Source organism: Motilimonas sp. 1_MG-2023, assembly GCF_030547455.1.
In the GTDB taxonomy this organism is placed as follows: Bacteria; Pseudomonadota; Gammaproteobacteria; order Enterobacterales; family CBDFNC01; genus Motilimonas.
In genome coordinates, this window is the sequence record NZ_JAUOPX010000008.1 from 1 (window position 1) to 12,310 (window position 12,310).

10 protein-coding genes are annotated in these 12,310 nt (G+C 45.7%); 3 read left to right on the forward strand and 7 right to left on the reverse strand.

Annotated features, from left to right (window positions below; translation table 11 throughout):
• The first annotated feature begins 165 nt into the window (after window positions 1-165).
• Window positions 166-2,154 carry an NERD domain-containing protein kinase family protein gene (locus Q4519_RS05780; protein WP_303510585.1) on the forward strand — a complete coding sequence of 663 codons (1,989 nt, stop codon included), beginning with the start codon at window positions 166-168 and terminating at the stop codon, window positions 2,152-2,154.
• Between the two features lie 42 nt (window positions 2,155-2,196).
• On the opposite strand, the gene Q4519_RS05785 is transcribed toward Q4519_RS05780, so the two are convergent.
• The 6 genes from Q4519_RS05785 to Q4519_RS05810 all read right to left on the reverse strand — a co-directional run bounded on the left by Q4519_RS05785 (window position 2,197) and on the right by Q4519_RS05810 (window position 9,061).
• Window positions 2,197-2,493, reverse strand: coding sequence for a hypothetical protein (locus Q4519_RS05785; protein ID WP_303510588.1), 297 nt, complete (start codon window positions 2,491-2,493; stop codon window positions 2,197-2,199).
• A 222-nt stretch (window positions 2,494-2,715) separates the two neighbouring features.
• Entirely contained in the window at window positions 2,716-3,828 is a 1,113-nt protein-coding gene (locus Q4519_RS05790) for a DUF1513 domain-containing protein (RefSeq protein WP_303510591.1), read from the reverse strand.
• Window position 3,829: 1 nt separating this feature from the next.
• Complete coding sequence (locus tag Q4519_RS05795) at window positions 3,830-4,879, reverse strand: imelysin family protein (protein WP_303510594.1); 1,050 nt, start codon at window positions 4,877-4,879, stop codon at window positions 3,830-3,832.
• Between the two features lie 87 nt (window positions 4,880-4,966).
• Window positions 4,967-6,364 (reverse strand): di-heme oxidoredictase family protein, encoded by a 1,398-nt coding sequence (locus Q4519_RS05800; RefSeq protein WP_303510597.1) that lies wholly within the window; start codon window positions 6,362-6,364, stop codon window positions 4,967-4,969.
• Window positions 6,365-6,486: 122 nt separating this feature from the next.
• Window positions 6,487-7,731, reverse strand: coding sequence for an imelysin family protein (locus tag Q4519_RS05805; protein WP_233054828.1), 1,245 nt, complete (start codon window positions 7,729-7,731; stop codon window positions 6,487-6,489).
• 202 nt (window positions 7,732-7,933) lie between these two features.
• Window positions 7,934-9,061: an ABC transporter substrate-binding protein gene (locus Q4519_RS05810; protein ID WP_303510603.1), complete on the reverse strand. Its 1,128-nt coding sequence runs from the start codon at window positions 9,059-9,061 to the stop codon at window positions 7,934-7,936.
• Between the two features lie 82 nt (window positions 9,062-9,143).
• Between Q4519_RS05810 and recQ the strand changes: the two genes are divergently transcribed.
• Together recQ and Q4519_RS05820 are read left to right on the forward strand one after the other, a co-directional pair.
• On the forward strand, window positions 9,144-10,988 hold the full coding sequence (gene recQ, locus Q4519_RS05815; protein WP_303510606.1) for a DNA helicase RecQ: 1,845 nt from the start codon (window positions 9,144-9,146) through the stop codon (window positions 10,986-10,988).
• A gap of 48 nt (window positions 10,989-11,036) precedes the next feature.
• Entirely contained in the window at window positions 11,037-11,348 is a 312-nt protein-coding gene (locus Q4519_RS05820) for a DUF3630 family protein (protein ID WP_303510610.1), read from the forward strand.
• Between the two features lie 10 nt (window positions 11,349-11,358).
• Here the strand turns inward: Q4519_RS05820 and Q4519_RS05825 are convergent, their stop codons facing one another.
• Complete coding sequence (locus tag Q4519_RS05825) at window positions 11,359-12,087, reverse strand: integron integrase (RefSeq protein ID WP_303510613.1); 729 nt, start codon at window positions 12,085-12,087, stop codon at window positions 11,359-11,361.
• Between the last annotated feature and the right edge of the window lie 223 nt (window positions 12,088-12,310).

Here is a 12,310-nt window from a genome sequence, read left to right on the forward strand (position 1 = left end):
TGTTGGCAGGCTGGAAGGATCCTTCAAGCACGATTTTTAGATCAGTCGATTTGGATCACATATAAATTTCAAGAGGGGCTGGTGAAAGGTTACCAATCACTTGCTATGTTAATATTCTTAACAAATTAATATTTCTACTTTTATCAGCGATAGGGAAGTTGCTTCATGGCAAAACAAATTAGTTTTGGTGAGCCGGTTAATGATGCTGAACGTTGGGCGTTTAAACTGCTGACCGATGAACTACCGCAAGATTATGTTCTGTTAACCAATATAGAAATTCCCACCCCATCAGGGCAAGCGTTAGAAGTTGATGCCTTAGTTGTAGGTGAATGGGGGGTATATGTTGTTGACGTGAAAGGCTACATTGGTTGTTTAGAAGCGGGTCAGCATGCATGGGCGTTGGATGGTCGCGATGTCGACAATAGCTTAGCTAAAGCTAACTATGTAGCGCGGGTGTTATCGGGCAAGTTGAAACATAAGATTCCAGTTGGTGTTTATGCCCCTTGGTGCCAAGGCATGGTGTTTGTCACCGGCCGTAAAGGCAGCGAAATTGCACTAGAGAAAACCGATGGCTCGTTATCAATTTACACACCTAAACAAATTATTGCTGCCTTAACCAAAGAGTGGGGGTTAACCGCACCGCGTAAGTTCCCGGTGTCGCAACAACAGCGCGATTTAGTGCTCGATACATTAGGGCAAGTAGCATTAGTTGAGCAGCGTAATAACAAAATTCAAGACTTTGAAAAAACCAAATGCTTGTTCATTCAGCACGGTTTAGAGGTATGGCAAGCTAAGTATAATCCAGGTGATTGGAGCGCCCCTTGGCTACTGAAAATTATTGTACCTTCGGCTTTTGATGACAGCGCTAGCCAAACGCATCATGAAAATTTACTGCGTAAAGAGTTTTATCGCTTGCAAACCTTAGCTGGTTGTTCAGGAGTACCTTATTGCGCGCCCCTGATCCAAGATGGCGAGCAACTTGTGCTGCCGGTGCGAATGCCTAAAGGTGAGCCGGTTAATGGCCTTGATTTGAGTAAATTTAGCATTAATGACATTCTCGAAATTTTGCGCTGTGGCGTGTCGTCATTACAGCAAATTCATCGTCGCGGCATGACTGTTGGAGGTTGGGATGAACATTGCGTATTTGTTGCCGAAGACGGTGCGGTTGAATTTATCGACATTAAAGATAACGTTGGCTTTAATGATGACATAAAAGCTTTTGCCGGTGTTTTTTCTACTGCTGCCGCAGCCACTTTAGAGCCTCGGATCAGCCAATGGTTTAAGCAAGCAGCGCTAGGGCGTATCAGTGATTTAGACACCATACGTTCTGATATTGCGGCAGTGATTGCTTATCGCCGACTGTATCCCGATCCAGATATGGTGGCAGTAAAAGCAGAAAATGGCGCAGTGATCGATCACCATTATCAATTAGAGCGATTGCTTAACTTCACCGCTGAAACCGAGCTGTGGAAAGCGCGTCATATCCAAGGCCAGTATGACTGTGCCATGTCCCTTTATCGTAATGTCGATGCGCATTGGTTTCAGCTCAGTAACCTGTTCCGCAGTTTATCTACCTTGTATCATCCTCATATTGAACGCGTGATCACCTTTGGTCAGCTCGGCACCAGCCAAGACTTGTATATTACTCGCGCTTGGATCCCTGGCAGTACCTTAGATGAATTACTAGAAATTGTACCCGGTCAACCTGCGCGTTGGTTTGTGCAGCTGCTAACTGGTTTGCAATATTTGCATAGCTTAGACATTTATCATGGTGCGATATGTCCAAAAAATATTGTTTGTAATTCAGAGCGTGCAGTATTGGTTAACTTTGGCATTGGCTGGGAAGTGGCGACCAGCCAGTATGCCCAGCAATATGCCGACCCGACTTTATGGCGTTTGGAAGGCAGCGCAGAGAAAGACTTGTATGGCTTAGTGGCCAGCTTTATTGATGTGTTGTCAGAAGATGAACTGGTTGGCCAACATTCAACCGCGCAGTTAATTGAGATAGTTAATCAATTTGATAGCGCGCGCATGGACGATAAATTAAAGCAGTTGTGTCGTCAGGTATTAAATTTTGAGGTCAGCCTAACGGCAGGGCAAAATTACATTGAGCTGTTTGAGATGGAAGCAGTGTTGGCGAGCTTGTCGAACTAGTACTAACAGACTCAATGGCTTGGCTATTGAGTCTGTTCGCCGCTATAAAATCGACTTGCTACGAAACAGTACACGCTTACAACTCAAGCAAAAGTGCTTATAGCGAGGGTCTTCATGACAGGTAAGAGGCTGAAAAATCACCTTATCGGAATGACAGTGGCAACAGCGAGCATTTTCATCGTCATCGGTGATGCATTCTGGATGCGATGCGAGATATTCAGGTAAGGTTGGTAGCTTACTCCAGTAGTCATCATTAGGCTTGTTGTAAAAAGCAAAGTAGTAAATTGCCATGGCGATAATTGGCGAACCAAAAACGAGAACTTCTGTTATAAAATCCATTTCAAAACCCCTGCTAAGACATATTATGTCGTGATGTACTTAAGGTATATCCCGAGACATAATATGTCAAAAGGTTTATTGATGTTTTTTAAACATTCCCCACAACAGCGACTAGCTTGCCTTATGTACCCGTAGGAACGGAATTTATTCCGCGAAACTAGCACGCTCGGCGTATGAGATTCGCGGTATAAATATCGCTTATATGGACACCCACAACCACTACTAATTTAACGCATCTGTTGCCATTAAATGATTATCCCAAGCCCATTGGGTATTTACCGCGCTGTTTTTACTCGCTAATGTGCCTTGCCCTGTGGTTAACACAAAGCCGTTCGCGGTGAGCGGTGCCGCACCGCACACATCGGTGAGGGGGGTTATGCTAATCAATTCCCTTGTCGCCTTGTGCCAAATGGCGAAACAATTACCGCGCGGTGACGTGGCGATGATCTGGTCTTGATAGATAGCCACCGAGCCTAAATAATCGTTAAACCTTAACCATTCTTCCTCTTCACCAGCCACTGCCATCGCGTCGGTTTGGCCAAGCTGGTGGGTGTATAATAAGGGGTTGATAGCCTCATCACCTTGATATTGGCAAGCTAAAGCCACTAAGCCTTGCTCGTCCACCGCCAAGTGGCGAATGCTAAGTAAATGATCAGGCAGGCTAATACTTTGCACGACCGCGCCGGTTTGTTTATCTAGATAAACCAAACTAGGGGCCATAGTGGCGAGGTTGACCTTATCGCGGCCATGAGTTTGAATGCCGCCGACCGCCACAATTAAGTGTTGTTGATCGGGGTGAAACAGAATTTCATGGGGACCAATGCCAAATCCAGTTAGCGTGCGAACTTCTTTAAAGTTATTTGCTACGTCATATACGCCAATCACCCCGGCAGAATCTTGGGTGAATCCTTGGCTAGCATAAAGTAAGCCACTGTTATCAAAGCAACCGTGGCCAAAGCAATGACGGCCACTGGGCATTTGATACTGATTTATGGATTGTCCTGTTGCTGGATCAAAACTCAGCATAAACTGGCCCGGTCGACGCGCAAACACCACGGCGATTTCATTATTGGGGGCCAGCGTCATACCGTGCCCGCGCGCGGGCAGGGCAATGTTAAACAAGGTTTGGCCTTGTAGATCGCTGCAAACAAGATGATGTTGTTGCGCTAATTGGGCACAAGAAAAAACGCGGCCGATGTTTGGATTTGGCTGCTCATTATTGCTCGCTTGTGCCGCACTTAGGCTAAAACAGCCTAGTGGCACACTTAATCCAAGCCCAGTCACACCTTTGACAAACTTGCGTCGATCCATGGTGGCTATCTGTTTGATATTCAACTTAGTCACCATCGGTTGCGTTAAAGCCAATGACAAATTTAAGTTTCACCGGCAATACTTCTTGAATGAGGTAAGCTAACTTTTCCACATCAATGCGCATGCGATACAGTTTGGCTAAGCCTTGGTCAGATTTTAATAACTTAACCATACTTGGCTCGGTGGGCCAATTGGCGAGCATGTCAGCGAAGGTTTGTTCAATTTCACCGGCGAGCTTGGGATGCCCTTTGCTGATTAACAGTGCGTTGATGCCACTAAGATAAAGCTGCTGCAAACTGGTGAAACTGGTTTTCAACTGTGTCATTGAGGTTTGTGAGCGCCACGATTCGGCCTGAAATGGTTTGATGTGCTCGCCTTTACCCAATGGCATAAAAAATTTCTTATTGGCAAAGCTAAGTTGATGAGATAGCTCACTGATCCACGCAATATCTTCCGCATTTAGCGTTACCTCTGAGCGCACGGTGGCAGCGTTATAACTCAATTTAGGTTGCTGCCATGCTTGCTGTAAACGTTCACTATTAAGCATGATATTGGCTGCGATAGCTTGACTAAGGGAGCAGTTTTCACGATTAAGGCCTTGTTCAAATAGCAGTAACTCTAGAGCGCCTAAGCCACGTACGGCGACACTCGACTGCTGAATAGCTGCAGCGGTTATCGCTGAATCATCCGCTTGAATGGCTTTAATTTTGCGACCGGTAATGTTCTTTTTGTCGGGCCAAAACTGCATTGACCAAGCAAGGTCGAGCTGGTTAATGGGGCCAATGGTCTCACCTTGAAAGGGCACCCAAGCGGTCATGGTGTTTTGCCAAGCTTGCTGTGCACGTTTGCTGTTGTCTTGGTTGGGCTTGGCGAGACAAGCTTGGCTAATTTGTTGATTCAAGCGCTGACTTTGCAGTAAAAGCTGCTGAGCTTGTTGTTGTTTCAGGCTGATGGCTTGTGCCGCTATCGGCTGGGCGGCAATGGTGGATTGAGATTCAGCCATGGCGCTGGCGAAAACGCCAATAGATAGAAATGCAGCGAAGCAGCTAAACCCAGTAAGAGAAGAAAATTTCATAGTGTTGCCTTTAAATAAAGGAATGTTATCAATTTCAAGTGTGCTGATTTGCTAGCACACTGAGCTCTAGTTATGCGTCAACCCGCTTTACAGTGATTCAAGGAATTTCACCAAGGCATCACGCTGCCCTTGATCAAACCCTAGCACCACTTGTTTTGACGCTTCCGCTTCGCCGCCATGCCACAGTACGGCCTCCATAATGTTGCGAGCGCGGCCATCATGCAGTAAAAAAGTATGACCGTTTACTTCTTGTTGATAGCCTAAACCCCACAGTGGCGGCGTGCGCCATTCACTGCCTGTGGCTAAAAACTCAGGGCGATTGTCGGCTAAACCGGGGCCCATATCGTGTAGCAACAAATCAGAATAGGGGAATATCAATTGCTCAGAAAGCGCAGGTAAAGTATCTCGTTTCGCGGTTTTAAAGCTCGCAACATGACAGCTTTGGCAATTAGCTTGTTGGAATAATTTTTCACCCTGCAGCACTTGTTTGTCGCTGATATTGCGACGTGCGGGTACGGCTAAGTGCTGGCTGTAAAATTCGACAAAATTTAAAATTTTATCACTTACTTCTAGCTTGCCACCGTGAGGGGCCTGTTTACACGCGGTTTGTTTATCGCTGCAATCGTCCTGTAAATTCACTTTAGAAGTTAAGCCCATGTCACCGGCAAAGGCACCGGCATTTTGTTGCATTAGCGTGGGCTGTCCTGCCTTCCAGCCAAAGCGACCAATAGTGCTTTTTTGTTCGGCTGCGTGCCAAACTCGATTTGGTCGGCCTGAAATACCATCGCCATTGCTATCGTCAGGATCAGCGTTAGCCAGTAAGCTAGCCTCACTAATGCTCTCTAATAAACCGAGTCCAATCATCACTGGCGCTACGCGTGCTGACATCATTACATCAGGATGCATGTCGCCGTATTTTAGATCGGTAATGGCTAATGTTGGCTTGCGCAGGGTAACCACAGCGCCATCGGCAAAAGTGACATTAATATCTTCATAGCTAATGTTGATCTGACCTTCTGGTTCAACACCTGGGATCGACATATCTTGCAATTGGCCACCATATACCGGCTCGGCTATCACCCCTTGTTGGATCAAAGCTTGTTGTTGCTCGGCGGTGGTCGCGGGAATGCTTAAGCGGACTAACATTGACACCGCATTTGGGTCGCCAAGCTCTTTTGGTTTGCCGCGGCCATCTTTTATGTGGCAGCCTTGGCAGGCATTGGTATTAAAAAGTGGTCCTAAACCATCGCGGGCATCTGTTGTTGCTGGAGCAATGACCCAAGGGTTACGAAAAAAGCTGTTACCAACACTAAAGTCCATTCGTTTCATCATGTCTAAATTGCTGGCTGGCATGGAAAAGGCATTGGCGCCGGTTTTACTGGTGGTGGTGTCGCCACCGGGCTTGGCTGGGTTGGCCCAGCTAGCTTGGCTAATCATCAGTAAAAGTGTGGTTTTTAAGGCAGCACTGAGTCGAGTTGATTTCATTGTTTTTACTCACCATCTATGTGGTTTTGTTTGCGCCTAAATTATAAGGTTAGGCTCATTGCTCATTTGTCAAAAAAGGGCGGAGAACCGCCCTGAAAGTTATTGCTTGCTAGGCTAAAAGCTTAAAACTCGTGATCAGCCGTATCTGGATTTAGGTTGTAAATACCTAATACGTTTGATGCTTTTTCAATTTCACCGGTTTGTAAAACCAAAGAGCGAATGGAGTTATTCACTAATTCGTGGCCTGCTGCGTTATTGGCGGCAATCAGTTGGTCAAACTTTTGGCCTTGCTCAGCAGATGAAACCAAGGTGTAAACTTGGGTGGTTGCGCTTTTAACCGCTTCAGATGTTTTCAGTGCCACGGCTTTGTCTTTGCTGGCAACTAGGTCGTTTAAGCTAGGGCCAGTTAACTTGCTACCATCTACGCGGGTGTAGCTACCAAACCATACATTGTTAATGCCTTGCTGGTTGTAGTAGTGCGAGTTATGGGTGTTATCTGAGAAGCAATCGTGCTCGTCTTCTGGTGAGTTAGCTTCTAACGCAACCTTCATGCGTTCACCCGCCAATTCACCTAAAGAAAGAGATCCCATGCCAAATAGCATAATGCGCAGACCTTCAGTTGCCGGCTTAGCCGTCAGCGCTTGGCGGTAGTTGTCGGTGTTTTCAGCCCATTGCGCGGTCATCCAAGTTAAATCGTTGTTTAACAAGGTTGATGCTGCTTGTAAGTAAGCCACGCGGCGATCACAGTGACCATTGGTACAGCCTTCACCTTGTACAAAATCAGTGTAAGGGCGTGCGCCAGCACCTGCACCGGTGGCATTTAAGTCTTGGCCCCAAAGTAAAAATTCAATGGCGTGGTAGCCCGTGGCCACGTTGGCTTCTGAGCCGCCTAATTCGTTTAAGCTAGCTAATAACTCGGGGGTAATGTTGGTGGTATCTAGCTTGTCGTTACCTACTTGTAGGCTAGTGCTAGAAATAATATTTGCAGTGGCGCCTGGGTTGCCTAGCTCATGTTGATAGCTTTTAGTGTCAACGTAATCGATCAAGCCCTCATCAAGAGGCCAAGCATTTAGCTGACCTTCCCAGTCGTCAACAATTGTATTACCAAAGCGAAACACTTCACTTTGTTGGTAAGGAACGCGAGCCGCTAACCATGCTTCTTTAGCGGCATTTAATGTTGCTTCAGAAGGGGTGGCGATGAGCGCTTTCAGTGCTTTATCAAGTGCTTGGGCAGTGGTCGCTGAGTCGCTATAAACCGCGTGTACTAAGCTGGCATAATGCTCAACCACTGCTTTGGGCTCGGCAGCCCAAACGCTAGTACTGCTTAACGCAGAACCAATTAATAGTGCTGTTAGTGTTTTTTTCATCTCATTCCCTTTACATCTTAGTTGGGCTATTCGTCATTTTAAATGAAAATGGCAATAGCTCTCATTTGTTGTTTGTGTAGATTGTAAACGCTAGTGAGAATGATTGTCGATAGTGTTGTTAGTTTATTTTTTGTGCTTTGCTGCTTAAGCTGTAAGGGGAGGCTCGCCAAGCCGATGTGCCGAAAGGCTTGGTGGTGGCGAATTATTGGATCATAAAAGAGTACTCGCCATCTTTATTTTGTGAGAACCCTTTAAAGTTGATGTTTTGCCAGTTTTTAGCTTCTAGCGCTTTAAATAATGGTGTGTCTGGCTCGATCAATTGAAACATGGGTTGCTCAATTTTATTGGGTATGGTTTTGCCTTGAGCATGATCATAAATCAACACTATTGCCCAGCCACCCGCCATAAAGTGGCCGCCACCTAGGCTAGAAATGGTACCGGTTGAGCGGGCATTTAAAACCGCTGCCGAAGTATTGACGGCACTGAAAAAGATATCTTTACCTGGCTGCTTTCCTAACTCAGTAGCAGCGCGCATCGCACCGAAGGCCATCGAGTCATTTGCAGTCCATATGTAACAAAGTCGGCTATGGCGTTGCAATAGTAGCTTGGTCTTGTCATAGGCCGTTTGTTCATTCCAATTAGCGTACACCACTTGCAGTAATTCTGTTTTACCATTTAATACAATAGATTGCCTTGCTCCTAGCTCTCGCTGGTTAGACGCTGGCGTGTTTTTATTACCCGAGATAATTAATATTTGTGCCGGATGTTCGGTGTTTGCAATACCTTTCTCAATCAGCTTTTCGGCTGTTTCATATCCCACCATGTGGTTATCTGGTGTCAGGCTAGCAACCAAAAAAGGACCACCTGGATGATTGAAAAAGCGGGCTTTATCTTGTTTCTTTAAATCGTTTAATAGCATAACCACTTTGACAGGCTTACCTTGGAGTAAATACAGCATTCTCATGGCAGCATTATCTTCATTCACCAGCACTAAATACTCGGGCAATTGCTCATCATCAATCAATTGCTTAACTTTTTTAATCATCAGATACGGATTACGCTCTGCGTGATAGGTGATTAAGTTCAGATCGAGTTGCTTGGCAGCCTCTTGCATAAAGAGATCAACATCATGCCAAAAGCTTTCGCTGGTTTGTCCGGGGTTAATAAACAACACGTCAGGCTGCGGTTTAGCTAAGCTAGATGCGCTCAATAGAGTTGTGGTTAAGAATAGTAAGGTACTTAAACGAGTTAGTATGCGTATTTTTTTACGCTTAATAACCGATTGAATCCAAAGACTAATAGATAATAAATTGAACTGTAAGTTGATCAAAATAAGCAATTATCCGTTTTACTGTGTGCAATTTTTGTTAGGGGCCGTAAAATAAGCGCCCCCGAGATTATTACTGGTAAGTATGAACGCTTTTTCGCTCGCCGAGAATAAAATTTGGCCAACCGATAGTTTAGCAGTGTTAACTGAAGTGTTCGGTTATAGCAGTTTTCGCGAAGGCCAGCAGCAAGTTATTGAGCACGTCGCCCAAGGTGGCGATAGCTTAGTGATTATGCCGACCGGTGGCGGTAAGAGTTTATGTTATCAAATTCCGGCGTTACTGCGCGAAGGCGTTACCTTTGTGGTTTCGCCCTTGATTTCCTTGATGAAAGATCAAGTAGATGCACTTAATGCTTGTGGGGTACCAGCGGCTTACCTTAATTCCAGTTTAACGCGACCACAGCAGTTACAAATATTATCAGCCATTCGTCATGGTGAAATTAAACTGGTTTATGTGGCGCCTGAGCGCTTAATGCAGCCCGATTTTCAAGCCAAGCTTCATGAAATTCCACTGGCACTTTTTGCCATTGATGAAGCCCATTGTATTTCACAGTGGGGCCATGATTTTCGCCCTGAGTACGCCATGTTGGGGCAATTAAAAGCCTTGTTCCCGCAAGTGCCCATGATGGCCCTAACTGCGACCGCTGATCATGCCACTCAACAAGACATTCTACATCGCCTTAATTTAGACCAGCCAAAGATCAACATCAGCAGCTTTGATCGACCTAATATTCGTTATAACTTGGTTGAAAAATTCAAACCCCTTAGTCAGTTACTCACCTACATAAAGGCGCAGAACGGCCAAGGTGGCATTATTTATTGCGGCAGTCGTAAACGTACCGAAGAGGTTGCCGAAAAGCTAAAGCAACAGGGCTATAAAGCGGATTTCTATCACGCTGGTCGTGAGTTAGCAGAGCGCCAAGAGGTGCAAGATGCCTTCATCAAAGATGAGCTTGATATTGTGGCTGCTACCGTGGCTTTTGGTATGGGCATTAATAAACCAAACGTGCGTTTTGTGGTGCATTACGATATTCCAAAAAACATCGAGTCTTATTACCAAGAAACCGGTCGAGCAGGGCGTGATGGCTTAGAAGCGGAAGCCATGATGCTGTACGATCCTGCTGATATTGCACGGGTACGTGGCTTATTAGAAAAGAATAACAACCCCGATCAGTTGCGGGTAGAAATGCACAAGCTGAATGCCATGGCGGCATTTGCCGAGGCGCAAACTTGTCGTCGTCAGGTATTGCTTAATTATTTTGGTGAGCACCAAAGCAAACCTTGTGGTAACTGTGATATTTGCCTTGATCCACCAAAGTCGTTTGATGCCACCGAAGATGCGCAGAAGTCGCTTTCCTGTGTTTATCGTGTGGGTCAAAGCTTTGGTATGGGTTATGTGGTGGAAGTACTGCGAGGCTCGCAAAATCAGCGAGTAAAAGAGCATGGCCATGACAAACTATCCACCTTTGGGTTAGGCAAGCAGCAATCCACCGAATATTGGCTAAGTATTTTACGGCAACTGGTGCATTGTGGCTTCTTGCAGCAAAACATCACCCGAGGCTCGGTATTGCAGCTAACCGAAGCCGCGCGGCCATTGCTTAAAGGTGACATAAAGCTAACCTTAGCGGTGCCACGTATCCAGCCGTTAAGTAGCAAAACCACCAAATCAAGTGGCAGCTCAAAGCTGGCGTTTTTGGATTATGACAAGGCGTTGTTTGCCCGTTTACGCAAACTGCGTAAAGAGCTAGCTGACGCCGCCGATGTGCCACCTTATGTGGTGTTTAACGACGTAACATTAGCGGAAATGGCTGATTTGAAACCACGCAGCGAACGCGAATTCCTCGAAATAAGCGGCGTAGGTTATACCAAGCTTGAAAAGTACGGCAGTCCTTTTTTAGCAGCAATAGCAGAATACGAAGATGATTATTAACCCGTCATTTATTTAATTAGCGTATTTTATTTGCGCTTAAGGTAAGCAATGAACTCCCTTTTTCCCGGTAACTGGTCGCTGCATATGCGTAGCGATGAACTGCAACTGTGCTTTAATCCTGAATTCGACCTGCACTTTGATAACTTCCCTGAGTTTGCCGCGCATCTTACCACGTCACTCAACCTGAAATTGGTACAACAAGATATGGCAGCCGACTCCTATTGCTGGGTGATCAACGATGCTGACAAGCACTTGCTACTCAACTATCAAGAAATGAGCCAAAGCTGTTGGTTTTGTGTCACCCGCGAGGATGATGAAGCGGTATTACTCAGCTTAGCCAATCGTTTAATCGCTAAGTGAACCGTAAGCGTTAGCTTGCCCTATCAATGGGGCTTAGTGTATTGGCAAAGCGCGAGCCCATCACATGGGTGTAAATTTCAGTGGTTTTAACATCTTCATGACCCAGTAAATCTTGCACTGTTCTAATATCAGTACCGTTTAGCAGTAATTGAGTAGCAAAAGAATGACGAAAGGTATGTGCCGTGACCCGCTTGCTTAATTGACTGGCGATCACCGCCTTACGCAGTGCTTTTCTAAACGCGGTTTCGTGGAGGTGATGGCGGCAAATATAGCCATCGTGTGGGTGCTCACTACAATGACTTGAAGGAAAAAGATATTGCCAAGCAAAATCGGTTGCAGCACTAGCGTATTTTTTTATTAGGGAGGCGGGCAGCGACGTTAAACCAAAGCCTCTTGTCTTATCCGCAGCATGAATGATGTTAACTTGTTCAATTTGATCACGTAATAAGGGCTCCAATTTGTGCGGCAATAATGTGTAGCGATCCTTGCTGCCCTTGCCACGGAATACGAACAAGGTGTGGTCTGCAAAATTGATGTCTTTCACCCTTAATTTTAAAGCTTCGTTGATTCGCAAACCGCAGCCATACAACAAATTAGCGAGTAGCCAATATTTTCCTCGCAAGTGACTCAGCACGAGCTGCGCTTCTTGGTGACTTAACACCGTTGGCATGCGCTTTTCTTTTTTGGTGTAGCTATAACTCAGCCCTGTTATCTCCATGTGGAGAATGTTTTTGTACATATATACCCAATCAACCTGGAGATGCTTGATTTCAGCAAGATTTTACACGCGTTTAGGCAGGGCATTGATTGTAGGTAATGGCTTCCCCTTATCAAAATCAATAACGCAGCATAAACGCCTGTAAAACTTGCCCTTTGGGAGCGCCGCCGTGTTTCCACTACGTTGTTACGCTAATTTGAAAGGTGCCTACATTCCTACATTAGCGTGCCTAGTATTGAAAACA